The sequence below is a fragment of the Rhizobium sp. WYJ-E13 genome, from assembly GCF_018987265.1.
GTDB lineage: Bacteria > Pseudomonadota > Alphaproteobacteria > Rhizobiales > Rhizobiaceae > Rhizobium.
Map to the genome: position 1 here is coordinate 135,631 of NZ_CP076855.1, position 25,926 is coordinate 161,556.

Annotated in this window: 21 protein-coding genes; 12 read left to right on the forward strand and 9 right to left on the reverse strand. The window is 56.5% G+C overall.

The annotated features are described in order from the left end of the window. Window positions 1-45: 45 nt before the first annotated feature. The 3 genes from KQ933_RS32035 to KQ933_RS32045 are packed head-to-tail and all read right to left on the reverse strand — an operon-like array spanning window position 46 to window position 1,853. Window positions 46-813, reverse strand: a complete 768-nt coding sequence (locus KQ933_RS32035) for an SDR family NAD(P)-dependent oxidoreductase (RefSeq protein WP_367882562.1) — start codon at window positions 811-813, stop codon at window positions 46-48. Beyond that, window positions 804-1,046, reverse strand: coding sequence for a tautomerase family protein (locus tag KQ933_RS32040; RefSeq protein ID WP_216761261.1), 243 nt, complete (start codon window positions 1,044-1,046; stop codon window positions 804-806). Before KQ933_RS32040 ends, KQ933_RS32035 begins: the two co-directional genes overlap by 10 nt. A 9-nt stretch (window positions 1,047-1,055) precedes the next feature. Next, a complete protein-coding gene (locus KQ933_RS32045) occupies window positions 1,056-1,853 on the reverse strand; it encodes an SDR family NAD(P)-dependent oxidoreductase (protein WP_216761262.1) in 798 nt (265 codons plus the stop codon). A gap of 134 nt (window positions 1,854-1,987) precedes the next feature. Between KQ933_RS32045 and KQ933_RS32050 the strand changes: the two genes are divergently transcribed. The 7 genes from KQ933_RS32050 to KQ933_RS32080 all read left to right on the forward strand — a co-directional run bounded on the left by KQ933_RS32050 (window position 1,988) and on the right by KQ933_RS32080 (window position 9,245). Next, window positions 1,988-3,082, forward strand: a complete 1,095-nt coding sequence (locus KQ933_RS32050) for a cupin domain-containing protein (RefSeq protein WP_216761316.1) — start codon at window positions 1,988-1,990, stop codon at window positions 3,080-3,082. A gap of 20 nt (window positions 3,083-3,102) precedes the next feature. Continuing rightward, window positions 3,103-3,900: a maleylpyruvate isomerase family mycothiol-dependent enzyme gene (locus KQ933_RS32055; RefSeq protein ID WP_216761317.1), complete on the forward strand. Its 798-nt coding sequence runs from the start codon at window positions 3,103-3,105 to the stop codon at window positions 3,898-3,900. A 32-nt stretch (window positions 3,901-3,932) separates the two neighbouring features. Further along, on the forward strand, window positions 3,933-4,634 hold the full coding sequence (locus KQ933_RS32060) for a fumarylacetoacetate hydrolase family protein (RefSeq protein WP_216761263.1): 702 nt from the start codon (window positions 3,933-3,935) through the stop codon (window positions 4,632-4,634). Beyond that, window positions 4,634-5,281, forward strand: a complete 648-nt coding sequence (gene maiA / locus KQ933_RS32065) for a maleylacetoacetate isomerase (RefSeq protein ID WP_216761318.1) — start codon at window positions 4,634-4,636, stop codon at window positions 5,279-5,281. Before KQ933_RS32060 ends, maiA begins: the two co-directional genes overlap by 1 nt. Window positions 5,282-5,829: 548 nt before the next feature. Beyond that, window positions 5,830-6,849, forward strand: a complete 1,020-nt coding sequence (locus KQ933_RS32070; protein ID WP_216761264.1) for a CE1758 family FMN-dependent luciferase-like monooxygenase — start codon at window positions 5,830-5,832, stop codon at window positions 6,847-6,849. A gap of 461 nt (window positions 6,850-7,310) precedes the next feature. After that, window positions 7,311-7,658, forward strand: a complete 348-nt coding sequence (locus KQ933_RS32075; protein WP_253958495.1) for a hypothetical protein — start codon at window positions 7,311-7,313, stop codon at window positions 7,656-7,658. 777 nt (window positions 7,659-8,435) lie between these two features. Continuing rightward, window positions 8,436-9,245, forward strand: coding sequence for an NAD(P)/FAD-dependent oxidoreductase (locus tag KQ933_RS32080; RefSeq protein WP_216761265.1), 810 nt, complete (start codon window positions 8,436-8,438; stop codon window positions 9,243-9,245). Between the two features lie 350 nt (window positions 9,246-9,595). Here KQ933_RS32080 and KQ933_RS32085 read toward each other — a convergent pair whose 3' ends face one another. The 3 genes from KQ933_RS32085 to KQ933_RS32095 all read right to left on the reverse strand — a co-directional run bounded on the left by KQ933_RS32085 (window position 9,596) and on the right by KQ933_RS32095 (window position 13,030). Continuing rightward, the gene (locus KQ933_RS32085; protein WP_216761266.1) at window positions 9,596-10,774 is read right to left on the reverse strand and encodes an ABC transporter substrate-binding protein; all 1,179 of its coding nucleotides are present in this window, start codon (window positions 10,772-10,774) and stop codon (window positions 9,596-9,598) included. A gap of 133 nt (window positions 10,775-10,907) precedes the next feature. Further along, window positions 10,908-12,008 (reverse strand): zinc-binding dehydrogenase, encoded by a 1,101-nt coding sequence (locus tag KQ933_RS32090; RefSeq protein ID WP_253958496.1) that lies wholly within the window; start codon window positions 12,006-12,008, stop codon window positions 10,908-10,910. 2 nt (window positions 12,009-12,010) lie between these two features. Beyond that, a complete protein-coding gene (locus KQ933_RS32095) occupies window positions 12,011-13,030 on the reverse strand; it encodes an amidohydrolase family protein (RefSeq protein ID WP_216761267.1) in 1,020 nt (339 codons plus the stop codon). A gap of 101 nt (window positions 13,031-13,131) precedes the next feature. Between KQ933_RS32095 and KQ933_RS32100 the strand changes: the two genes are divergently transcribed. The 5 genes from KQ933_RS32100 to KQ933_RS32120 all read left to right on the forward strand — a co-directional run bounded on the left by KQ933_RS32100 (window position 13,132) and on the right by KQ933_RS32120 (window position 20,374). Further along, window positions 13,132-14,058, forward strand: coding sequence for a LysR family transcriptional regulator (locus tag KQ933_RS32100; RefSeq protein ID WP_216761268.1), 927 nt, complete (start codon window positions 13,132-13,134; stop codon window positions 14,056-14,058). Window positions 14,059-14,266: 208 nt separating this feature from the next. Then, window positions 14,267-14,986 carry a protocatechuate 3,4-dioxygenase subunit beta gene (pcaH, locus tag KQ933_RS32105; RefSeq protein WP_216761269.1) on the forward strand — a complete coding sequence of 240 codons (720 nt, stop codon included), beginning with the start codon at window positions 14,267-14,269 and terminating at the stop codon, window positions 14,984-14,986. Then, a complete protein-coding gene (gene pcaG, locus KQ933_RS32110) occupies window positions 14,976-15,674 on the forward strand; it encodes a protocatechuate 3,4-dioxygenase subunit alpha (protein ID WP_216761270.1) in 699 nt (232 codons plus the stop codon). The genes pcaH and pcaG overlap by 11 nt, the downstream gene beginning before the upstream one ends. A gap of 1,361 nt (window positions 15,675-17,035) precedes the next feature. Then, window positions 17,036-18,763: a ubiquinone-dependent pyruvate dehydrogenase gene (gene poxB, locus KQ933_RS32115; protein WP_216761271.1), complete on the forward strand. Its 1,728-nt coding sequence runs from the start codon at window positions 17,036-17,038 to the stop codon at window positions 18,761-18,763. Window positions 18,764-19,048: 285 nt separating this feature from the next. Beyond that, the gene (locus KQ933_RS32120; protein WP_216761272.1) at window positions 19,049-20,374 is read left to right on the forward strand and encodes a chloride channel protein; all 1,326 of its coding nucleotides are present in this window, start codon (window positions 19,049-19,051) and stop codon (window positions 20,372-20,374) included. Window positions 20,375-21,261: 887 nt separating this feature from the next. On the opposite strand, the gene KQ933_RS32125 is transcribed toward KQ933_RS32120, so the two are convergent. The 3 genes from KQ933_RS32125 to KQ933_RS32135 form a co-directional block, all read right to left on the reverse strand. Further along, window positions 21,262-22,215, reverse strand: coding sequence for an AEC family transporter (locus KQ933_RS32125; protein ID WP_216761273.1), 954 nt, complete (start codon window positions 22,213-22,215; stop codon window positions 21,262-21,264). Then, window positions 22,212-23,939, reverse strand: a complete 1,728-nt coding sequence (locus tag KQ933_RS32130) for an NAD-dependent malic enzyme (protein WP_216761274.1) — start codon at window positions 23,937-23,939, stop codon at window positions 22,212-22,214. The genes KQ933_RS32125 and KQ933_RS32130 overlap by 4 nt, the downstream gene beginning before the upstream one ends. A gap of 588 nt (window positions 23,940-24,527) precedes the next feature. Beyond that, window positions 24,528-25,910 carry an FAD-dependent oxidoreductase gene (locus KQ933_RS32135; RefSeq protein WP_216761275.1) on the reverse strand — a complete coding sequence of 461 codons (1,383 nt, stop codon included), beginning with the start codon at window positions 25,908-25,910 and terminating at the stop codon, window positions 24,528-24,530. Window positions 25,911-25,926 lie beyond the last annotated feature (16 nt).

The window sequence follows — 25,926 nt, forward strand, 5'->3', positions numbered from 1 at the left end:
AATATGTCACTCGGCTTGATTGTCAAGTTGGCGATCGTGTCAGTGTCAGACATTCTCGCGCACCAGGCCAGCTACCGAAAAGCCGCCGTCAACGGGAAGGACCACGCCGGTGATAAAAGTCGCTTCGTCGCTGGCCAGAAATGCGATCGCGCTTGCAACCTCTTCCGCGGAGCCAGCGCGCCTGAGCGCAGACCGGTCCACCAAATTAGCGGTAAGCCAAGGATCGGCTCTCATACGGTCGGCAGTTCGCGCGGTTTCGATGAGCCCCGGAGCAACCCCGACAACCCTGATCCCCTTCGGGCCATAATCGGTGGCGAGCTGCCGGGTCATACCGCTCACGGCTGCTTTCGATATGGAGTATGCGGCCATGGCAGATGCCCCGGTGTGCCCAAACATTGAACCGACATTGATGATAACGCCGCCATTGACCATGTGAGAAATCGCAAGACGGCACAGCCTGAACTGTGCAACCACATTGACATCCAGAAACTCGGAGAGATCCGCATCGGACGTATCTTCTGCGAGTTTTCCGCCACCTTTCGCCGCGCAGTTGACAAGAATATCGATCCGTGTGGACGCACCAAGCGCGAGCTCGATCTCGGTCGTCACGTTTGCGTCGGCAATGTTGGCGACAAGCGGCTCGATCTCTTCGGCATTGTCGCAGCAAAGCGCATCGAGCAAAGCTTGGTCACGATCGACGGACAAGACCCTTGCACCCTCCGATGCCAATCGCAACGATGTCGCGCGACCGATGCCGGACGCGCCCCCCGTTACGACAGCGGTCTTCCCCGAAATACCCTTCATCATGCGCATTCCTTGGTGGACGCGGCTCGCGCTTTCCGCCTGGCCCTGACCTCCTCTATGGTCAATGGCGTTCCGCCCGTCGCCCAAAGGCCACTTGCGATTTCAGTGATGGTCATGTGTACGGCAGGCCTGATCCCCTCGCCGCCCTGACGCACGAATGCCTCTGTAATGTCGGCGATTAGTGCCCGCTGCTGCTCGCTGGTAAAGGCACCTGCCAAATGTTGAACGCTGATGAATGGCATGTCTTCCTCCTACTCCATGACCGTGAACGAAATGCCGCGAAGCCCGCCATCGATCAGCAGATCTGTCGCGTTGATATAGCTGGCACGCTCAGAGGCCAAAAACACTGCAGCCTCGGCTACCTCTTCCGGCTCGCCCGCCCTGCCGCTCGGGACCTTGGCGATCATAGCCGCTCCAAGCGCCCGCTGCTCGTTGGTTCCCGACCAAAACCGCTGAGTTGCAGGTGTCCGTGTAACGCCTGGACTGAGACTGAGTGCGCGGATACCATGCTCGGCACCTTCGGCCGCCAGCATCCTTGTCAGCCCTATTACGCCTGCCTTGGCTGCACCGTGGGCGGCACTTCGCAGCGGAAAAAGCTCGACGTGTCCCGACACAGACGCGGTATTCAAAATGACACCACCGCCCCGACTTACCAGATGCGTCCAGGCTGCGCGGCATGCCACGTAGACAATGGTCAATTCATCTCGGATAGTACGGTCCCATTGTTCCAGGGTCGAGTCCTCGAACGGCCCGCGCGCATGGAGGGCACCGGCATTGTTGTAAAGAATATCGATGCCACCAAATGCCCTAACTGCCGAATCGACCCAGCGTCCGGCATCGGTTGGGTCTGCTAGGTCGAGCGGCTGCAGCGATATCATCTGCCCCCCTTGCTCCTCGACGAGGCGCACCGTCTCGTTTGCGGCTTCCTCATCCACGTCGCAGCCAACAACGCGCGCGCCCTCCCGGGCGAACGCCAAAGCTGCCGCTCTCCCCTGGCCGCCTCCGGTCCCCGAGATCAGCGCCACCTTGCCGTCAAGAAGCCCCTCCATTTCATATTCCTCCGTTTCCCGTTTAATTATGCACAAAAAAAGCTATTGTGCAATCTTTGTATCGCTGCCATAGTCTTCGGATAGCGCCGGTGACGTACATGTCAGCTCTCACCGAGGCGACGGAGGCAATCTTCATGACGACACACGCTCATCTGCAGGCAATAACACCCGACGAAGAGGCTGCTCTGCAAACGCTCTATGACGATTTCAAGAGCGAGCATTTGATGCCGTTGTGGACGCAGATAGACGACCTTATGCCGAAACATCCTTCGCCCAAGGCAGTCGCCCATGTCTGGAAATGGTCCAAGCTGTATCCCCTGGCCAAGCGATCGGGCGATCTGGTGCCGGTGGGACGTGGCGGCGAGCGACGTGCTATCGGACTTGGCAATCCCGGCCTCGGCGGTCGAGCCTATATCAGCCCAACACTATGGGCTGCCATCCAGTATCTCGGCCCAAAGGAAACGGCACCAGAGCACAGGCACTCGCAAAACGCCTTCCGCTTTGTCGTCGAGGGCGAGGGAGTATGGACTGTCGTCAACGGCGACCCCGTTCGCATGAGCCGTGGCGATCTACTTCTAACGCCAGGATGGAACTTTCACGGCCACCATAACGAAACCGACATGCCCATGGCCTGGATCGACGGTCTGGATATCCCATTCTCCTACCACAATGACGTTGGCTTTTTCGAATTCGGCTCGGAGCGTGTAACCGATTATGCGACCCCGCGTTTTTCGCGATCCGAACGTCTTTGGGCCCATCCCGGCCTGCGTCCGTTGTCGGGACTTCAAGAGGCTGTTAGTTCGCCGATCGCAGCTTACCGGTGGGAGCACACCGACCGCGCGCTTGCCGAACAACTTCTTCTTGAGGATGAGGGGCAGCCTGCGACAGTGGAACAAGGCCATGCGGCAATTCGATATATAAACCCGACCAATGGTGGAGACGTCATGCCGACCATTCGAGCTGAATTCCATCGTTTGCGCCCGGGAACGGCCACGCCTTCTCGCCGCGAAGTCGGCTCAAGCGTATTTCAGGTGTTTGAGGGGGCAGGCGCCGTTCTGCTGGATGGCCGCGAGTACCCTCTCGACGTCGGCGATCTGTTCGTGGTCCCGTCCTGGGTCTCCTGGTCACTGCAAGCTGAAAGCCAGTTCGATCTGTTCCGGTTCTCAGACGCCCCGATCATGGAACGTTTGGGGTTTGCCAGGACCCACGTCGACAATGCTCTTCGCTGACGGAGGCGATCGCGGTGACGATGGACTATTACAATGCGACGGTGCAAGCGCTGAGAGAGCGGCAGGGAAAGGGCGCACGATATGATTCCCCTGCCGCTCCGGCCGAGGAGTTGGCCATGGCCCGGCTGGGCACGGCCTATTTCGCACGTGTGCTCAACGCGATCCCGGACGAGGATCTGGACCAAAGCTCCCTGATCTCAGGATGGAGTCGCCGTCACGTCGTAGCCTATGTAGCCTACCAGGCGCGCGCGCTCGCCCTTTCAGTTGACAGCGTGCATGATGGCGCTGCGCCCGTGTCTTTCGACGACCGCGCGATGATCGACCTTGTGGAACAGGGTTCGACCCTGCCTGCTCGGGCGCTTCGCAATCTCGTCAACCACGCCGAGGTCCACCTGAATGTCGGGTGGCGCGATCTCTCTGCCCCGGCGTGGGACAACGTCATCCGTTGGGAAGGCGCATCAACAGGGCTTCGGCAGACGCCGTGGATCAGGGCTCGCGCGGTCTGGATTCACGCTGTCGATCTTGCCAGCCAGGGTTCTTTCCTTGACTTTCCGCCACCCTTATTGACAGCGATGATCGAAGATCTGCAAGAAACAGCAGGTATAGGTCAGTTGTCGATCAGCAGGCACAGTCCTTCGACATGGACAGTAACGGGCAACGAAAAGCGGTTACTGGCCTCAGGCGCGCCCGCAGACATTCTACGTTGGCTGAGCGGGCGCGGAGCAAGAAGGCTGCAGCAAGCCGCCCCACAACTCCCGGCATTTGACCCGAGGCGATGGCCGTCCCTGCCCGGGAGCAATCGTCAGGCACCATTGTGAATATCGACCACCCCCACTCAAGGATCAATTTAATGACTTCAGTCGTACTCTTCGACATTCCTGCGCCACCAACCATCGCCGTTCAAGGAACGCTTACGCGCTTTCCCGTGAACCGGATTTTCTGTGTCGGGAGGAACTATGCAGAGCATGCCAAGGAAATGGGCGTCGAGGTTGACAGAGAGACACCGTTTTATTTTTTAAAATCGCCGCACGCTATTGTCGAAAGCGGCGCCACGGTTGCCTATCCACCCGGCACCGCAAATTATCACTACGAGATGGAGTTCGTCGTCGCCGTCGGCCAGCCTGGCTTCAAGATCGACGCTGCAAAAGCACTCGACCATGTTTACGGCTACGCTACCGGTCTCGACATGACGCGACGGGATCTCCAACTTGAAGCCCGTGCTAAGGGCAGGCCTTGGGATTTGGGGAAGGATTTCGAGCAATCCGCCGTCATCTCCAGGATTGTCAGGAAAGAAGAGTTTGGTGAAATTGGTCAACAAAGGATCTGGCTCGAAGTGGGCGGCAAAACCCAACAGGACGCACGCTTGTCGGACCTTGTCTGGAAAGTTCCAGAACTGATCAGCCACCTGTCGCAATTCTATCACTTATCGCCAGGCGACCTCATTTTTACAGGCACGCCAGCGGGCGTCGGCGCTGTCGTGGCGGGCAATGGAATGCGCGGCGCAGTCGATGGCCTCCCCGAAGTGCTCCTGACCATCGGACAGCCATCGTGATCAAGTTTTATGGCTATTTCCGGAGCTCGTCGGCTTATCGCTGCCGGATCGCTTTCAATCTAAAAGGCGTCCAAACGGATTTTGCGTCCGTCCACCTACGTCGGGAGGGAGGGCAGCAAAAGCACCCTGACTACCGCTCCATTAACCCGCAGGCGCTTGTGCCGGCTGTCAAGGATGGAGATTTTGTTCTGACGCAGTCCCTGGCAATCATCGAATGGCTGGACGAAATCCACCCTCATCCTCCGCTCCTGCCATCGAATGTTGACGAGCGCGCCTGGGTGCGCGCCTTTGCACAATCGATCGCATGCGACATCCATCCGCTGCAGAACCTGCGTGTTCTGGATTATCTTAAAACAGAGCTCGGCCAAGACCAACACGCCGCAGACCTTTGGTGCCGACGTTGGATTGGTGATGGCCTAAAAGCCTGCGAAGCGCTGCTCGAGCGTCGGCCGTTCAAAGGCCCGTTTGCCAACGGCGACAGACCGGGTCTGGCAGACATCTGCTTGATACCGCAGTTGTTTTCGGCCGACCGGTTTGGGGTCGAGATTTCGGAACTGAAACACCTAAACGCAGTACGTGCTGCTTGCGAGGAGCTCGAAGCATTTGCGGCGGCGCATCCTTCAAGACAGCCTGACAGCGAAGCGTGACCGACCAGGCGCATTTCATTGACCCCATCAAAGCGACTGCACCGAGAGAAGGGAATGGCAGGTCTGCAACCTGCAACAAAGAGGCAGGGGCCGAAGCTGACGGGAAAAACACTTGGAACTACGATCGTACCGCTCTTCCCGCCACATGATTTTAAGATGATCGAGCAGGGCTGCTTCAGGTGCGAGCGTGTCTGCCATCGGCAGGCCTCGCGTCGATACACGGTGTTAGACGTTGACGCATAGTCGATAATGAACCAAGTGCCTAAGATCGCGCAGCTCCGTCGGCAACTGATGAGACCGGAATCCGGCCCATTGCGGCAGTGAAGGTGTGTCGCCATCGTTCCGCTTTGCGCAACGATGCGTTCTCTCGTGTGCTGCTAGTGGTGCAGCGTTCCAGGTGCCATATAGCCTCAGATATGTGCGGTACGGAAATGAGCGGGCCTCGCTGCACCCGCTTCTTGTACAAGCGGTTGTAATGTGTCCCAGACCCAACTGGTTGCCGCAATCATGCCTCAAGAACGTTTGTGATAACAACGATAAGGTTGACAATGCAAGTAGGAATTTTCAGCGTTGGCGAAATATCGGCCGACCCAACAAACGCAACGCGGCCAACGGAACATGATAAGCTACAGTCGATGGTCACGATGGCAGTCCACGCAGATCAAGCAGGTCTCGATGTGTTCGCGATCGGCGAACATCACAACCCGCCATTTGTGCCAAGCTCCCCAACCACGATACTCGGCTATATGGCCGCGTTGACCAAACGCATCACGTTGTCGACGTCAACGACGCTGATCACCACCAACGATCCCGTCAAGATCGCGGAGGATTTCGGCACCCTCCACCAACTTTCCTCAGGGCGGGTCGATCTGATGCTGGGCCGCGGAAACACCGCTGCCGTGTACCCTTGGTTTGGCAAGAACATTGAGGATTCCGTTGAATTGACAATCGAGAACTACGGTCTGCTCCACAAGCTGTGGCGGGAGGAGAACGTGGACTGGGACGGCAAGCACCGGGCACCCTTGCGTCGTTTTACGTCAACGCCTCGGCCCTTCCAGGGCAAGCCTCCCTTCGTATGGCATGGTTCGGTCTCCAACCCTGATGTGGCAGAAATTGCGGCTTATTATGGAGATGGATTCTTCACAAACAACTTGTTTGGGCCGGTTAGCCACTTTGGGAAGCTGGTCAATCTTTATCGCGAGCGTTTCGCTCACTATGGGCACGGCAAGCCACAAGATGCGATTGTCGGTGCTGGCGGCCAGATATTCATGCGCGCAAACTCGCAGGATGCGTTGCGCGAATACCGTCCGTTTTTCGCAAACTCAAGAATTTATCGCGGCGCAGGTTCTGTTGAGAATGTTATGGAAAATACGTCGCTCACTGTTGGCAGTCCCCAGCAGGTCATCGACAAGACGCTGGCTTTTCGGGAACATTTCGGAAATTACGATCGGCAGCTCTTCACGCTAGAAATGGGCGGCGTTCCGCTAAAGACCGTTCTTGAACAAATCGATCTACTTGCTGAAAGGGTAGCACCCGTCCTGCGTAAAGAGGTTGCTAGCGGCGGATGAGCAATCGGTAACGCAAGCTGAAAGGCGGTGGCCCTGTGCTCAACATTCGAAAATATGACTCGCCCAAATATCGTCCAGGCGCGAACACCGCGAATGGCGTCTGGTGCGGGTGAAGCCTATTTTAAAGCACTCGCCCCTGTTTCGATGACGGCGTTTCGCGTTGGTTGACCTGGACATTCTTCCGCTTCGCAGCCGTCAGCATTGCGAAAGGTCAGCCGGAGCGGCCAGCGGCGATTAACCCGTCCGCATGCCTGTCTCTCAGCGGGACGGGGATAGACAATGCCAAGCCGTGGTACATTAAAGCGGTGACGCGTCTATCCTCGACAATGCAAGTTGGATCAGGTCCGCACCGGAATACACTCGAAAGCGTGATGCCAAAGTCATGCAGTTCACTGGTAGCCGTGCGCAGACCGGAAAGCTGGCGGCGATGACCGTCCGGATACTAAACCGCGCACGGCTGCATGGCCAATTCAATAATGCCTTATGTTTCGAGAGATGTCTCTTCAAAAATTCTGCCTGACATGCCACACTGGGCCGTTCCAAGAACCTTTGATCGCCAGCGTCCGCCGCTAAGTATGCCTAGATTTTACTTCCATATCCGGACACGAGAAAGCTTCGACCCTGACTATGATGGGGTTGAAATCCGTGCGGATGACGGAATTGCCGAAGCCATTGCGATCGCACGTAGGATGGTTTTTGAACTCGTTACAAACAACGAACCTATTGACGGTCTATGGTTCGAAATCACGAATTGCCACGGCCTTTTGGTAGCTGAACTACCGTTCCGTTCCTGTGCTCAGTTGCAATAATCGTGGCAGCTTGGTTGTTGTTCCCAGGTCCGAATAATTCGCGTGACCGACAGCCCGAAGCCGCGCGGTTTTGCAACATCATCTGGAAGCTCCGCGGACCGGTAGGAACAGGTATAATGTCTCAAGGGAGCAGCTATGCGCATCGGGCCGAATAGTCAAGCCGAAGCGTGGGGGTGGCGATCGCTAGCGTCTTGGTGTTCTTCGTGTTTACCCAAACGGGTTGGTCTGAGGTGCCCGTCTAGTTGCAAGCGCGCCTCTTCAGCCGGACGCGTAACGGCTGCTGCGATAGCTATACACGCGAATAGGTCGGGCAACGACCGCATGAGTTTGGTGAAACCTTCGTATAAGGGGTCTCGCCTTAAAACAACGGCTATGTTGGCATTGTATTGCTGTTTTAATCGTTGATCGCACAAGAATTCGCCGCGGAACAAGGAGGGGCTGATGTCGGCAAGCTTACGACTATGTGGAGCGAAAGTGTGACCGAGATATGCCCCATCTTCCGCCATTGGGCTTGGCGAGCACGCTGTTTGGAGGCGAAACGCGACAGCCTGCTTCCGTCGCCGCACCCTCGACCGTTTCGGCGCACTTCGAGCTTGCATGACATCGGCTGTGGCACGCGAGCCGCACAGTTCCTCAGGTTTCGATCACCGATAGATCAATGCGAGCGGGTTCTGCAAACGGTGTGATACCCGCTCGGTGTTCCGCCCCCTCGCAGAAGATTAAGCACGCACCGAGCACTTCAATTGCAACGTCCAGATTTGCATGGAAGGAATAGTTATGGACCACCCCTTGAAGCAATCCCAAACCGGACGCTTGCGCGTCGTCGTCATCGGCGCCGGCTTTGGTGGTATTGCGGTGGGCCGATCGCTGCGGAGACTGCCCGTTGACCTTACCATTGTCGACCGCCGCAACTTCCATCTTTTCCAACCGCTGCTTTACCAGGTTGCCACCGCCGCACTTTCGCCGGGTGACATCTCATGGCCGATAAGAAGCATCTTTTCCCGACAGGAGAACGCTCGTGTGGTGATGATGAACGTCAGCTCGGTTGATACGCGGGCGAGGACGATATCGGACGGAGTTGAGGCTCTGGGCTACGATATCTTAGTTCTCGCGACCGGCGCCACCCACGCCTATTTTGGTCATGAGGATTGGGAAAAATTTGCTCCGGGGCTGAAAACGGTCGACGATGCTCGGGCAATTCGAGAGCACATCCTATACGCACTGGAGATGGCCGAAAGAACCAACAATCCTGACGAGCGCCACAAATTCATGTCTGTGGTGATCGTTGGCGGTGGCGCGACTGGAGTAGAGATGGCTGGAGCCGTTGCAGAACTGGCGCACCGAACGCTGGTCGGGCAATTTCGGAACATCGATACTCGTGAGATTCGTATAGTTCTTATGGAGGCAGGGCCGCGCTTGCTGCCTGCTTTCCCCTGCGAGTTATCCGATAAAGCGGAAACCTCACTGACAAGGATGGGCATAGAAGTCCGCACGCGAACACCGGTCGTCGATTGCCACGCGAACGGCGTCTCAGTCGCAGGCGAAAACAAACCCCGACTTCGTCGATCGACTGAGGCGCGGAAGTAGCATGAATTCCCCTGATCGAGCGACATACTACGGCGGTGACGCCCGAGGATATACCGACTGTCCGGCACTAGAGGAGGCTTCAGTCAGTTGAACTAGTTTCGCGTTGATAGGCGCCCCGTGTTTTGCGCCAAGTTCATCCTTGTTGCAGACATCGGGTCGACTGGAAAGCGGGACGTAAGCCTATGTGAATGCCTCCATCTAACTCAACTGTTCTCCTTGACATCCGCCGCTCGCTGTTCGTTCCGTTCGACGTAATGGAATGTCAATGAGTACGGGAAAGACGGCCTCGTGTCTTTTGCGGTGGCAGCCATGCCACTGCAAAAAATTGCGGACAACCCATGTCACGGCCATTATTGCGGGTGGGCTTCGGCCCAAGGATTTCCCACCATTTCATACGTCTTGACCACCACGTTCTGAAGTCTTCCGTTCACATTCTGAACCTGGCGGATGTACATGTTGTGATTCATCTCACGGGTCTGTGGATCGATGCGCTTGGGACCACTCGGGCTGTTCCAAGCAAAGCCCTTGACCGCTGCCATTGCCGTGTCAGGGTTGAAGGGCCCGTCCGTTTGCGCTTCGACCATACGGTAGATCAGGTGGATGCCGTCATAAGGAGATATGTTGTTGTTTCCAACGCGGTAGTCGGCGCCAAACTTCTCGGTAACGACTTTCGTGAAGGCCTCATTTTCAGGATTCTTGAGGGAGGCCGCATAAAAGATCGCGGAATAGACACCTGCGATATCTGGCCCGTAAAGGTGGAGATCAGGATCGTCGGTCTCAGCGATGCCAATTATCATCGTTGACTTTGTCAGACCATGTGCAGCCAATGCGTTGAAGAAGCCGACCGATGGTGCGCCGTTCGGAAGAAAGGTGATAATGACGTCCGGTGCAGCGTTGGCGATCCGCTCCGCAAAGGCTGCAAAATCAACAGTGTTCAGCGGTATCCTATCCTCGCCTACGATCGAGCCGCCTTTCTCCGTAAAGCGCCGCGTGAACGCTTCCTGGACTTCATGTCCGGGAGCGTAGTCTGCGACCGCAATATAAGCCTTCCTCTTGCCGCTTTCGCTCGCGAAATCTGCCTGTGCATAGGCCGGTTGCCAGATGTTTTCGCCTGCACGCACGAAGTACGGAGACATTCGCATCAATTGCGGCGCCGAGGACACGCTGAGAACAGATGGCGTTTTGGTTTCGTTAATTACCGATGCAACAGCTGTCGCTTCAGGAGATAGGTAAAAACCGGTGAGGATCGATACACGGTCCTTCACGATCAGCTGTTCGGCAAGGCTTTTCGCCAGCGCCGGATTAGACCCTCCTATATCCTTATAGACGAATTCAATATCGTGCGATCCTGCTTTTGCCCCATGCTGGGCGACATAGACCTCGATCGATTCCCGAAGTTGCTTGCCAGCCTGCGCGTAGGGACCGGAAAACTGTCCAATCACACCGACCTTGACAGTATCCGCTTTGACGCCACCAGCAGCAAAACCGAACAGCACGGCGGCAACGGCGAATTGCTTGAGTACCCGCATCCCATCCTCCTTGAGTATTCTCAAATGTGAGTAATGCACAATTCATTATTTTGTGCAAATAAATTGTGCTTGTGCGGCGCGACTTCAGACGCGTGACGACGCGCTGTCATCTTTCGGAAGGGCCGATTTGCTTTCAACGAACTGCTGGCAATTGCTCGGCGTCTACTACCAGAACAATTTTGCCGGTCACTTCCCCGGTTTCCAGCAGTTGATGGGCCTCGGCGGCCGCTTCCAGGGGCAACATCAAGGCGATATCAGCCTTGATTCGCCCCTCTGCCGCTGCAGCAAGGCTACGTTCGGTATCGATAGGCCTTTGACCGGTGGATCCGATCACCGTTAACTGGCGCATATAAAGCCGGCTTACATCAAGGGGAACCACGCCGCCGCCGTGTGATCCGGCAGTTACAAGCCGGCCGCCCCTAGCCAGGCAAGCAAGTGCCTTTGGGAAAAGCACGGGATCGGACACGTTTTCGAAGACGACGTCGACGCCGCGTCCATTGGTCAGTTTCATAACTTCGACCTCGAGGTCGTCTTCCCTGTAGTTGACGCCGAAATCAGCGCCACTTTTCACTGCAGACGTCACCCGGGCGTTGCTGCCGGCTCCTGCAATGACGCTTGCTCCCAGTAGCTTGGCAACCTGTACGCCAGCTGATCCCAGTCCGCCTGAGGCACCCATCACAAGAACCGTCTGTCCCTCGTCAAGTTGCGCCTTGTCCGCCAGCAGGTGGAATGCCATGGGAGCGTGGCGCGCAATGACAACCGCCTCCGCCAATCCGAGATTGCCGGGAACGAGGTGGGTCGCCTCTTCGGGCACTGTCACAAATTGCGCATACCCTCCCCACGACTGAACGCCAAGCAATGTTGGCCCTTGCGACCCGGCGGCAGGCTTCAAGATCGGATAGGTAACAACACGATCTCCAACCTTCCTTGACCCGACACCATCACCGACCGCGACTATCACGCCAGCCGGGTCGACGCCAAGCACGTGCGGCAGCGCGATCGGGCGAGGATATCTCCCTGCCCTCACAGCCAGATCCAATGTGCGGTTGACAGACACTGCGGCGACGGCAATCACCACCCAGCCCGGCCGGGGCTCCGGGCGCTCCACCTCCTCCATTGCAAGATTATCAGGTGGACCGAACTCCCTAAGCACCATCGCTTTCATGCGGCGTCCCTCCATTTCACCGTTCAGGCTGTAGCAGGCATTACGCGATGCCTGCAATTTAACCAGCAATGTCAGTCTGCTGGATTCAAGCCAAATAGTTTTTCCGCATTGCGGTAGCAGATTTTTTCCATGTCCTGTTTTGCAAGGTCGAGCGAACCGAGAACCTCAAGCGTGTCGCGTATATATCCAGGTCCCTTTTCGGGATCAAAGGGGGAATCGGACGCGAATAGCACCCGATCGCTTCCATAAAAATCCAAGCCGCAAAGGGTTGCAGGCCTAGACCCGAAAACGGCTGTGTCGGCATAGAAGTCCTTGAAGTAGTCGAGCGGCCGACGTTTCAGTCGCTTGAGGACGAGGGACAGGTCTTCGTCCGTCGTGCGTTTGCCCAGTTGGTCCCAACCAGGGCCTACGCGACCTTCAAAGTATGGGACCATCGCACCCATGTGATGGGCAAGTATCTTCAGATCGGGGAGCTTGTCCATCATACCCGAAAATACTAATCGAGCCATTGCAGCGCTTGTTTCGTAAGGCCAGCCGAAAGTCCACCAGATCTCGTATTTTGACTTATCTTCCGTGGCATAATCCGTCATTGAGGCTGTCCTGGACGGATGAAGCAGCACCGGCTTGCCGTGCTTGGCAGCCATTTCGAATATCGGAAAAAACCGGTCATCGTCGAGTGGCGCACCATTGATGTTCGTATGGATCTGGAGACCGTTTGCACCGAGCTCGGTAAAGGCACGCTCAGCCTCACGTGCCGCTTCTTCGGGTGCGTTCATCGCAAGAGACGCGACGAAGCCCGCAAATCGGTCTGGATGTCTCTCGACAAGCTCTGCCTGGCCGTCATTGCCGATACGCGCGAGCTCGCTCGAAACGGCGCCGCTGCCCATCGCCTCGAGCGGTGGCATGCCGAGCGACAGAACTTGTTGGTAATCGGCGAACTCGTCCATGACCTTAAAACGGGTATCGAGATCGTAAATGCACGGAATACCCTGCATGCGCCGGCCGATATCCTTGCCGGCGCCGTCCAGTTTCTGGACGCGCTCCCAGAGCGCGTGAGGGAAGAAATGGTTGAATGCGTCTATGTATCTCACGGCTGATCCTCCTGTGTGCGACGAGGCTAGACGCGACATGACAGGCCGACAAATACCGTTTACCTTGACGAGCCATAACCAAAACTTAGAGCGAAACGACAATGAAACTCCCGCAGCTCCGTTACTTCGTCGCGGCAGCAAGCCTCGGCAGCCTCACGGCCGCAGCCCGCATACACAACGTTTCGCAGCCCGCACTCGGTTATCAGTTGAAGGAACTTGAAGAAGAAGCTGGCGTTCCACTGTTGCTGCGCCACTCGCGCGGGGTGCGCCTTACCGAGGCTGGGCAGCTCTTCTTCAAAACAGGATCGGCCGCCTTGGAAGCATTTGCCGCGGCCGAGCGTTCACTCCGAGATCTGGCTAAGGATCAAAAACGCCGCCTGCGCCTCGGTGTCGCCTCGACACCCGGCAAGGTGCTGCTACCAGAAATTATGTCGCTGCTGGCCACATCCTCTGCGAACTTGCATGTCTCGGTCAGACAGGGATTAAGCGGCGATTTGGCCACGGGTCTAGAGAGAGGCGATTTCGATGTCGTCATTGGCTACGACCTCGTGCCGGAGGATGGGCTTACCATCATTGAACTCTACCGCGAAGATCTCTATCTGGTGGGCCGTCGCGACGTGATGACGGAGATAACGGACCCGGTTGCAGCCACTGTCCTGGCACAGCTGCCCTTGGTGCTCGATGGGCCAGATCGACCATTTCGTCGGGCAATCGATGCAGTCCTCGCCAAGACCGGTCGCACGCTTGACCTGGTTGAAGTTGAGGCGGTGAATGTCAAGCGCGAGATTATGCTGCGCCATGGGCGCGCAGCTGTCGTCCCGCTTGGGCTCTTCATTGAAGAAATTGAAGACAGCCGATTTGCAGCAAGGAAAATCGACGGACCGGTCATTGAGACTACGGTTTCGCTCGCGATTAGTAACGCCGGATCCGTCGATGCGGTCGCGGTGTTTCGGAACCTGCTCGAACCCTTGATCTCTCGGCTTGTTGAAGCTGGCTCAGTTAAGCCCGCAGCCGGTGAAGACGAATAATGTCGAATCGACCCCGGTCGCTTTCATTGGTTAGAACGATCGATTGATCTGTAACAGGACCGCAAGCGCAGTCTGTCGGAGACATAGATGGACTTGCCATAACGCATTTTTATGCATAAAAATCTACATAATGCACGATAACGTGGCGCCTGCTCTTCGTGTAAAGGGGCTAACGAGACCGTCTGCGAACCTTGAAAGGTATCGGTTTATGAACATCATTTCACCTTATCGGGGCGATGATCCGGCCGCGCCGCGACTGCTCCATCCGGATTACCGTGCGACCATCACGCGGGCGCCGAGCCGCCCGCCTTTGCTCATCCCGCAAACGCTAACGGAGATGACCGGACCGGCGGCCTCGTGGGAGCGATTGATGGGGCCATCGCTCGCAGATCTGACAAGCCAACATCGTTCGCCTCCGCTGGGACAAAGGATCGTTGTATCGGGAAAGGTACTCGATGACAGAAGGCGACCTGTGCCAAACACGGTAATCGAAATCTGGCAAGCCAATGCCGCCGGACGCTATATCCACGCAAAAGATGACTGGGATGCGCCGATCGACGAAAACTTCACCGGCGCGGGGCGGGTAATCACCGATGACGAGGGCCATTACCGCTTTGTCACGATCCGACCGGGGGCCTATCCCTGGGGCAATCACAAGAATGCGTGGCGCCCTGCTCATATACACTTATCGCTGCTCGGACCTGCGTTTGCGACAAGACTGGTGACCCAGTTTTATTTTCCGGACGACCCGCTGATCGAAATCGATCCGATCGCCAATTCTGTGCCGCGAATGTACCGAGAAAGAATGGTTTCACGCTTCGATATGGAAACTACCGTCGCCAACTGGGCACTCGGTTACATATTTGACATCATTTTGAAGGGGCGCGGAGCAACCCCTTTCGAGGAACATGACGATCATGACCACTGAGCTCGAGAGCCGCCGTCCCGCCCTTCGCCTTGACAACAGCCATCCCGACATGTTTGGACAGACGCCGTCCCAGACCGTTGGACCCTACTTCCACTACGGTCTTCCCTGGAAAGGCGGCGCCGATTTGACGGGGCAGCTCGAGATCGGAGCCCGGCCAGATCTTTATCCTGTCAGCCATTACGTCCTGAGAAGCCCCGGCAGCGCCTCCGAAATGCCCATGGGGGAGGTCATCGACATAATCGGGTGTGTGCTGGACGGACGCGGCGACCCAGTGCCCGACGCGATGATCGAGATCTGGCAGGCAAACAGTGTCGGCCGATATTACAGCACGGATGACACGCGGAAGGATCCTCCCATGGACCCTCACTTCATCGGATTCGGTAGGGCTGCGACCGCGGAGGATGGAAGCTATCGATTTCGAACCATATATCCCGGCCGCGTACCGGGAGGGGGAAACATCCTGCAGGCGCCCCACATTGCGGTATCCGTCTTTGCGCGGGGCCTCCTCAACCGTCTGGTAACCAGGATTTACTTCGATGGCGCGGAGGGCAACGGTGAAGATCCGATCTTGAACCTTGTTGAAGAGGAACGTCGCAGCACTTTGCTTGCGGTTCGCTCTGCACCGGACCGATGGAGCTTTGACATTGTGCTTCAGGGAGACAACGAGACGGTGTTTTTCACGATCTAGGCTGGCGGTCGTGCCGCCTTTGGTCTGGTGGTCAAACGGGTGGACATCGCCACTCCGACAGGCGCAGGCGGCACGGCCATGAGGCCGGGGAAACATAGCGATTGTCGGCCGCAGCTAAAAGCCGACATTGATCGACGCCAGACGAGAGAACCCAGGTCGCATCCAGCCAGACGGAAGCCCCCGGCTCGAAGTTGGACGCGTTTCGGGACCGGGTTAACTGGTTAGGCTTTGAATTGCCGGGTCGATCGACGGCTTCGAAAATGCGTATCGTTATGCGGCAGAGCGACAATTTGAAGCGCCAACACAACGGAAACAATCCGCGGACGCCATTTCGCGCGACGTCATGATCGAGACCGGCTTCCAGGACGCTCAAGATGGCGAAGAAACCGGTACAAAGCAACGATTTCAACGACGACAGAGGATCTTGGTGGCTTGATGATAGTCTGAAGGCTTTGGCTGATGGGCACATCCTTGCAGAGCGTCGTAAGATGTCAAATCGAAATTACTCGAGATTAATCTATCGGGATCTCCCAGGGATCGCTGAATTGTGCAATTTTTCAAAGAGCGTCACTCTGTGGTCAAAAGCCTTAGCATAGGGGTGGTTGCCTAAAGAACACCCAATGTCCTGGAATTTTGAGCCCTATCTCCAGTGCCGCTACATGTCGGATCGGAATATACGAGACATGGCGAATGTCTTGCCGGTCGCCATGCGATGAGGGTGAAGAATATAGGGACGCCGAGGGTCTGCGCCCATTATCCTGGATCAAGCTCATGGCCGTAGCGATGGAACTGAATGGGTGCCGTTGAGGATTCCCGCCAACCCGACCTCAAAGTGAGGGTCCTCCAGCGCCGGAATGGCCCGTCCCAGCTGTGTAGGTTTTACCGGAAGATCCGCGAGGATTTCTTTTCTTCACAAACGTTCCGAGCCGGTTCGACAGTCGAGTACATGGCTGAGGAAGAGTAAACGCCCGCGGTAGAGTTTGGTGGCGAATGTAAAGCTGCGGCTAGCAACGGCGACGCCTTCTGGCTCGAGCTCCGACAACGGTTCGATGTGTCGACCTATACTCTCGTACGATTTCAATCTGGGCTCAGGTTTGTAGTTTACCAGTAAGAAGATTGTCAGTTCTAACCGGCCCATTCATGCAAGCCGAAATCACGCGAGTGATCTGCCGTGGTCGATAGCGCCGATAAGGGCGGCGCGATCGATCGCACGATACTCAATCGGGGATACCCTGCAATTTGGTTCCGGTCAAAGATCGGGATGCTTGCCGCTGAAACGAAAGTGTCCCGGAAATGCGCAGCAGCAATAAACACCCATTGTTTCAGGCTCAATCAAATAGCGTCGATCCAGGAGGAATATTATGAAGCCAAACGTCGCCGACATGCTGACCGAAGTTCTTTATGCCGCCGGAGTAAAACGCATCTACGGCGTGGTGGGTGACAGCCTGAATGGCTTAACCGAGGCATTGCGCAAACGCGGCGACATTGAATGGGTCCATACTCGACACGAAGAAAGCGCGGCATTTGCGGCGGGGGCAGAAGCCCACCTCACGGGACAGCTGTCGGTATGTGCCGGCAGCTGTGGGCCTGGTAACATGCATCTGATCAACGGCCTTTTTGACTGCCACCGCTCCGGGGTGCCAGTATTGGCGATTGCTGCCCAGATACCGTCGGCTGAGATAGGAAGGGGCTATTTTCAGGAAACCCACCCCGACCAGCTTTTCAAGGAATGTAGCCATTACTGCGAGCTTGTCAGCCATCCTGAACAGTTACCGGCAGTTATCGAGTCAGCAATCAGGGCAGCCATCGGCAGGCGCGGCGTCGCTGTCGTTGTCATTCCAGGCGACATCGCGCTTATGGAGCACGCTGGCAAGATTTCAAAGGCTGTTAGTCTTTCCCTTGCCCCCCCCAAGGTCATCCCATCCGATGATCAGCTAACCCAGTTGGTCAAACTCCTTGACGCAAGCCCGAAGGTCACTCTCTTGTGTGGGCGCGGTTGCCAGGGTGCTCACGAAGAACTCATTGCATTTGCTGGCAAGCTGAAGGCGCCGATTGTCCACGCGCTCGGTGGCAAGGAACATGTGGAGTGGGACAATCCCTTCGACGTGGGCATGACAGGCCTTATCGGCTTCTCGTCTGGATACAAGGCCATGCTGGACTGCGATACTCTCGTGATGTTGGGAACGGACTTTCCGTATCGGCAGTTTTACCCGACAGACGCAACGATCGCGCAGGTTGATATCCGGCCGGAAAACCTCGGACGCCGCGTAGCCCTCGATCTCGCTGTGGTCGGGGACGTGAAATCAACTCTTGCAGCGGTTTTACCAATGTTGACCGAACGAGCCGACGACAGTCATCTCCAAAAATGTCTGTCGTCTTATAAGAAGGCCCGCGAGGGGCTCGACGATCTAGCAACCGGCAAGCAAGGCAGAAGAATTCATCCTCAATATCTCGCCCACCTCCTTAGCAAATACGCAGCAGAAGATGCTGTCTTCACATTCGACGTTGGGACGCCAACAATTTGGGCAGCACGATATCTGAAAATGAACGGCAAAAGACGCCTGATCGGTTCCTTGGCACACGGGTCGATGGCCAATGCCTTACCGCAGGCGATAGGCGCCCAGGCCGCATTCCCAGGCAGACAGGTTATCAGCATGTCCGGCGATGGGGGGTTCACCATGTTGATGGGAGATTTCCTGACGTTGGTTCAGGAGAACCTGGCGGTAAAGGTGGTGATCTTCAATAATTCCAGTCTCGGCTTTGTTGCGATGGAAATGAAGGCGGCGGGCTATCTCGAAACGAGTACCGGATTGCAGAACCCTGATTTTGCCGCCGTTGCGAAGGCTGCAGGTGTCCACGCGATGCGTGTTGAAGATCCAGCAGATCTTGAGGGTGCGGTTCGAGACTTTCTAATCCGCCCCGGTCCGGCTCTCCTAGACGTGGTGACAAATACTCAAGAGCTGTCGATGCCCCCCAAGATTGAAGCTGCGCAGGTCAAGGGCTTTGGGATGTGGGCTATCCGCGCGGTTATGAATGGTCGTGGGGACGACCTCATTGATCTCACCGTGTCAAACTTCATGGCGCGCTGACGGACGTTACTTGCTACTGCTCGGTGGCCCCTGACGGGGCGGAAACGTGATCGCTGGTGACAAACACTGGCGACCGCCAGACTCTGAAGACAGAAAGCCAGAGCAAGTGGAAGCAGGCTTATATCAAATCGCTCTGGTCGCTCGACATATTTCTTGGCATCCTGATCGATCCGAGTTGCACGTGCGGCTTGAACCGAAACCTGCGGATAGTCTTTGCACTTAAGCGTGTAGCTCCACCTGTGGTTCGTTCGGGGCACGGTATAAAAAACCATCGAGGCGCAGCCCGTGATCATCACCCGTTCCCTAAAGGCAATCGCCGAGGCTGGCGATGATTCAGCCAAACCGAGCTCGCTGCTAGATCTGGCAAAGAGTGGCATGAAGTTACTTACGCTTGCTCTGCTAGCGGGCGGCCTCGCCGGTCTTGGAGGCATGATGCTTGCCCTGCTTCTCCATTGGGTGCAACACCTCGCCTACGGATATGGCCTCGGCGGAATCATCGGACCCGAAACATTCCTCCAGGGAGTATCGGACGCATCTCCGTATCGCCGGCTCACCGTCGTGGCCCTATGTGGAATGGTGGCAGGGATCGGTTGGGCAGGTTTGAGCAGGTTCGGGAGGCCTCTGGTTTCAATAAACAAGGCGATCGCGCACGAGCCGGCTCTTATGCCATTTAGCGAAACAGTTCTTCACGGCTTGCTGCAAATCGTCACCGTTGCCCTTGGCTCACCACTTGGCAGAGAGGTCGCGCCACGCGAGTACGGGGCGCTATTAACGCAGAGGCTTTGCAAGGGACTGGATTGCACAACCGATCAATTACGTATTCTCACTGCATGCGGTGCCGGCGCCGGGTTAGCAGCAGTCTACGATGTGCCATTCGCTGCGACGGTTTTCATCATGGAGGTGCTCCTGAAGCGAGTTGGAGCAACAGTTTGTCTGGCTGCCCTCCTCAGCTGCTTTGTTGCCGCCCGCGTGGCTGCTTTCGGTCTCGGAACTGAAACTCAGTACTCCCTTCCGATGACAATCGCGCAGAATAGTCTTCTGGTTCTCGCGTCGATCACAGGCCCGCTTATCGGCGCTTGTGGGCTTCTTTTTAAGCGTTGGACCGATAGGTGCTCATCCCGGGCCGCCTCCGGCTTTCGCCAGATGATCTATTCGTTGATCGCGTTTTCAAGTGTGGGAGCTTTATCCATGGCTCTTCCGCAATTGCTCGGCAACGGCAAGGGCCCAGCTGAGCTTGCTTTCAGCGACGATCTCACTATCAGTCTTGCGCTAATATTAATCGCCACCAAGATCGTAAGCATTACGATCGTGTTGCGAGCCGGTGCCAGGGGCGGCCTGTTGACCCCGGGCTTCTCGTTAGGATCGCTTCTGGCGATTATCGTCGGCTATCTTTGGAATCTTGTGCTTCCTGTCGTCGATCTTAGCGCCGTGGCGGTGGTCAGGGCAGCGGCGTTTCTCTCATGTTCTATGGCGATGCCGCTGACCGCGATCCTGATTACGATCGAATTCACGGGCGCGTCAGCAAATCTTGTACCCTCCGTTCTGCTCGCGGTGCTGACGGCGTCGGGCATGCGACTCGCAATCGACAGGCGCGAATTACGTATTGTGTGAAATGGTTGCGTGTGCGAGGCATATAATGCCGACGCTTGTCGATCGGAGCGCATCGTTCTGTCGAGAGCCCAAACGGGCATGAAGGAGCCTTGAACACGGGACTGAGCCGCTTCCGACCCATAGCCCACCTGTATGCCGATTTTGGCAACGGACTTCCTTTAGCTGTCGATAGCTGGCTGGCAATAGACATGCTGGCAGCGTTGGCGAATCTCGGGAACAACTAGCTCTCGACATTGCTGAGGTCGGCGACCCAGTCAATCGTCCAGCTGTTGGCTGGAGCGCCTATCACCGCTGCAATCGATGGAGCAAATCGCGATTTGGCCAGCAACGCGAGCATGAATGGCGCTTCAATCGGCCCGGGGCACCTGGCGCGTATGGCAAGGGCAAAATTGCCTGGCAGATAGTGTTTGCAACGGTTGCCTCCCTGAAGACCTGCCGCCGCCTCCTCTTGCGGCAGCCCGATCAGCAGTTTTAGTCTTTCATTGCAAAGCACCGTACTCAACGAGACGTGAAACAAACGGGAAGTAGGGACAGTCGCGACGATCCCGGCGACACATTGAAGTGCCCGCACTGGAGGTCGGACTCCCGTGCGTGGCCCTGATGACATGAGCTTGGCAGCGCCACAGGATCGAAAAATCACCTGCGCTCAGATTTACCGTGTCTGGCCATAAAACGGAACGACATCGCAGTAAGTGGCGCATTGTTTGATAGCGCGAGTTCCTGACAACCGACACCGCCTGTCAAGCTTTGGATATAAACCGGCGAGTTCGATCATGTGACTGATGAGATCCATGACAGGTCCTTAACCGGTGCGTAAAGGCTTCGCGATTCGTCAAGGATTGTATCGCCCGCACCTGGAGCAGGGCTTTCGGAGCCAGGTCGCGCGATCACTTTAACAACCCAAGGGCCGCGATCAATCCTGCAGTGGTGAAGACGCCGACAATTGTGCCTACCAAAATGGTCGCGGTGGCGTCCTTGGTGTATGTCCTTGTTTTAAGGGCAAACATTGCAGCAGCGGTCGCAGTCGGAACTGCACCCGTGATAACGGCTTCACGCGCTGCCATCGGGGTCAAGCTCAACATAATGACACCTATGCCCATCAGGAGCGGCTGAAGGAAATTCTTGATAGCAATATTTGTGACCACGTTCGCATTGAATCGAAACTTCTCGCCATACAACATCAGTCCTAGTGCAAACAGCGATGTTCCTCCTGCTGCTGAGCCAACTATGTGGACTGCAGCAATGATCGGCCCCGGCATGGAAACGCGAAGTGCGCTCTGGACAACACCGAGGAGAGGAACCCAGACAATGGGGTTCGTTGCGGCGCTTGCGAGCGCTCCACCGACCACAGAAACAGCAGACGACGTGTCGCTTTGAGGCTCCGCGCCATCCGGCAGGTGCGTCAGGAAAAGGGTAAGCGGGATCATTATGACACTGGTCACGAGGTTCCCGATCAGCACGGGGAGGAATCCGGCTGGCCCGATCACCGCAATAAGGATTGGAGCGCCAAAATACGCCATATCGGGATAACCGCAGACGAGCGCTTGCATCGTTGCGGTTCGCAGATCGTGCTTGAATATCAGACGCCCCGCTGCGAGCGCGATCAGATAACTTCCCATCAAGCCGAACGTTAGACAGGCCGCAAGCCTGAAGTCGAGGACCTTCTCGATCGGCGTCGTGGCAGCTCCTTCAAAAAGCGCAAGGGGCAAAGCGCAGCGGATAACGAAGGTGGCAAGCACCTCCGCGTCTCCGTGACTGAGAAGTTTCGCCCGCCCTGCCTGCAACCCCAACGCGATCGCGAATACGACAGGAAGCAGCCCGTTTAGGATTGTGACGATCACTGACCCGCCCCGCCCACCAGATCCTGGATTTCCCGCGTGTATGTCACGTAGGCCGGGGTCCAGATTAGTTCGTCGATCTTGCGCCTAATCGCCTCATCATCGAGATGCTGTGCGAGGCCTTCCTCTACCGCTTGCCGCGCAACAGCTTGAGCTACGGCAATGGAGGCCTCCCTCAACGCCGTGACGGGCGGCAGAAGATTGTCCTTCGGATCAAGCGCCGAAGGCGACATTGACGCCAGGGCTTTCGCGGCCGCCATCATCATGCCGTCGGAGACCCGGCGCGACTTCACTGCGATAGTTCCGAGGCCGACACCCGGAAAAATATAGGAATTGTTTGTCTGATCCACTTTGCGGGCTATGCCCTGCCGGACAATTGCCGGGAACGGGCTCCCGGTACCCACGATCGCTTTACCTTGGCTCCATTTTTCAATGTCCTGCGGCGTAGCCTCCGCTCGCGAGGTTGGATTGGACAGAGGAAAAATGATTGGCCTTTCGCTTGCTGCGGACATAGCCTCCACGACAGCCTTGTCGAATGCACCGAATTGACCCGATACGCCAATAAGAACGTTTGGCTTGACGTTTTTGATTACCTCGAGAAGACCGATCGGGTTATTTCTGTCGTTTGACCAGTTTTCGATCGCGTTGGCGGGCTGGGCGAACGGCATCTGGAACGAGGCCAGATCTTTCATCCCTTGAAGAAGAAGGCCGTTCCGGTCGACGAGATAGAATTGCCCGCGGGCCTGATCCTCGGGGAGGCCCGCCTCGATCATTGAACGGCAAATGAGGTCAGCAATCCCGCATCCCGCTGACCCCGCCCCAAGGACTACGATCTTCTGCTTGATCAACGGGCTTCTCGTAACAGCCACAGCCGCCAGAAGCGTGCCGGTCGCGACAGCCGCCGTTCCTTGAATGTCGTCATTGAACGTGCACAAACGGTCGCGATATCGCTCAAGCAGCCTGTTGGCATTGCCTTTTGCAAAATCTTCCCATTGCAGAAGGACGTGGGGCCAGCGCTCAGACACTGCAGCAACAAACTCTTCGATAAAGTCATCATACTCGGTACCGCGAACACGCGCATGTCTCCAGCCGAGGTAGAGAGGGTCCTCCAAACGCTCCTGATTATCCGTACCGAGGTCAAGGACGATTGGTAACGTGGTGGCGGGATGAAGGCCACCGCAGGCGACATACAGAGAGAGTTTACCGATGGGGATGCCCATCCCACCTGCGCCCTGGTCGCCAAGGCCGAGAATGCGCTCACCGTCGGTAACAACGATCGCCTCAACCCCATCAAATCGGTCGTTCGCGAGAATCGACGCAATGCGTCCCTTGTTCGCCAGGCTAAGGAACAAGCCGCGTGGTTTCTTGTAGAGGTGGCTGAATTGCTGGCAGCCTTGCCCGACAGTAGGCGTGTAGACGATCGGCAAGAATTCCTCTAGGTGGCGAATGAGAAGAGCGTAGAAAAGCGTCTCGTTAGTATCCTGAAGATCCCTGAGGAAGGCGTAGCGTTCGATATCAGTCTCGAAAGAACGAAGGACTTCAAGCCGTCTGGCAATCTGCTCGTCGAGAGTGCCGATTGAGGGAGGAAGCAGCCCGTGCAGTTCGAACAGGTCACGCTCTTCTTCGGTAAACGCTGTGCCCTTGTTGAGAAGTGGGTCGGTCAATAGCCGAAAACCTGACAGCTGATTGACTGTGATGCCTACGATTGGTTTGTCAGATAAGCTCATACGATTGCTCCTGGGGTACAACAGGCCGTTAGATTTGCAGTTTGCCGACTCTGAGGAGGCTGGGAAATTATACGGTAGTATGCTCACCGTAGACTTTTGCTTGGCCCAAGTTGGGTTTCCTCGTCTCATGAGCAAAGATCGTAATCGGGCCGTCTCTTGTCACGGCTACCTGGCTTTGCGCGGAGGAGCTGTACTTGCGAGCTGCACATTTCGGTTTGGCGAGCGCTCTACGGCAGGTTTGGACTGGATGTTGTTCACAAATTCGAGTTCATTCTCGGCGCGTGCTTGTTCTTTGGATATCACATCGAGCTCTCTTGGCGACGTCTTCGTGGCAGCGACCTCAACCTGGTGCCTCGCCTCGTAAGTCATGAAAACCTTCATCTGATAATCGGCTATGAGACGAAGTACCGGCCTGAACCCGAATAGCCAGATGAATCGGCGCTGCAGCAGCATTAGAAGTTGTTCGGCTATGTGCCTCCTCTGCGTTCCATGCTGCTGCACAGTCTTATCGTGATTGACGCTCATCTTGATTGTTGTGCTGCACGTGCCAGATGCATGTTGGGAAGGTGCCGATCACCGCGTCTGTAATCAGGCGTTGTCAGGAGGAGGCACTTGCAGGAGAAGCGTATTCAGTCCCTCCGAGATGAGCGGATGAGCAATAATTGCGTCGCGCACACCGGTATAGGGCAATCCGGCTAGCATTGCCATTTGAACCACCGTTGTGACCTCGCCCGCACTGGCTCCCAGCATCGTGAACCCGAGGATCTTATCGGAACTGGCATCGATCAACATTTTCATGAAGCCGCGCGTCGTACCGTTGGTTCGCGCCCTTGGCACCGCAAGCATAGGCATTTTGACCACTCGCACCTTTATCCCCAGTTGAACCGCCTCCGTCTCATTCAGGCCGATCCGCCCGAGCTCGGGATCAATGAACATAGCGTACGGCACGAGGCGATCGTGAGTGGTCTGAGATCCACCCGTCAGTTGCGACTTCAACACACGATAGTCATCGTATGAGGCATGGGTGAACATTGGCGTACCGGCAACTTCGCCAATTGCAAACGTGTCCGCGGCAGTTGTTGCCAGACGTTCGTCAACTTTGATCATCCCACGCTCGTCCAGCTCAACGCCTGCCACGTCCAGGCCCAGCCCAGCAGTGACAGGGATGCGGCCGGCTGCCACCAGAATGTGAGAGCCATTCAACGTATCGCCGTTGTCAAGGGTAACGGCGACCGATTGGCCTGATAGTCCCTCGATTTTCCGTGCCTTCACGTTCGTCAGTACTGTGATCCCATCTTCTTTGAAGGCCATTTCTATTGTCTCTGAAACGTCTCGATCCTCCTTGTCGGCGAGATGAGGCATCTGCTGAACAATAGTGACGGCGCTTCCCAATCGATGGAAGGCCTGTGCCATTTCGAGGCCAACATACCCGCCTCCTATGACAATCAGCTTTTCGGGTATTTGATCCGTTTGTAGTGCCTCGACATGAGTAAGTGGATTGGCAGCCCTTAGTCCGGGTATGTCAGGTACGGATGCTGTTGTACCGGTGTTGATGAAGACGCGGTCCCCTTCCAGCATTCGTCGGCCGCCGCCATTTAGCTCGACCTCTATACGGCGTGGAGCAACGAAGCTTCCCCTGCCGAGAACCAGATCGACGTGAGCCCTGGTGAACCCCTGCATATTGATGTCTACCATCTCTGAGACGACCTGCCGTACCCGCTTCTGTACGGCAGCCATGTCGATGACCCCCGGGGTCATGGAAGAAGACATCGCCCTCGCCGCCTGGATATTGCGCGCACCTTGGATGAGCGTCTTGCTCGGTATACAGGCGATATTGATGCATGAGCCACCGATCAAACCCTTTTCAACCACTGCGACCCGCTTTCCGGCGCGGCCAAGATCCATCGCGAGTGTCTTGCCCCCTTTACCGCCGCCAAGAAACAAGTATTCGTAGCGCTCAATCTCAGTCATCTTGGACTCCTTCGTC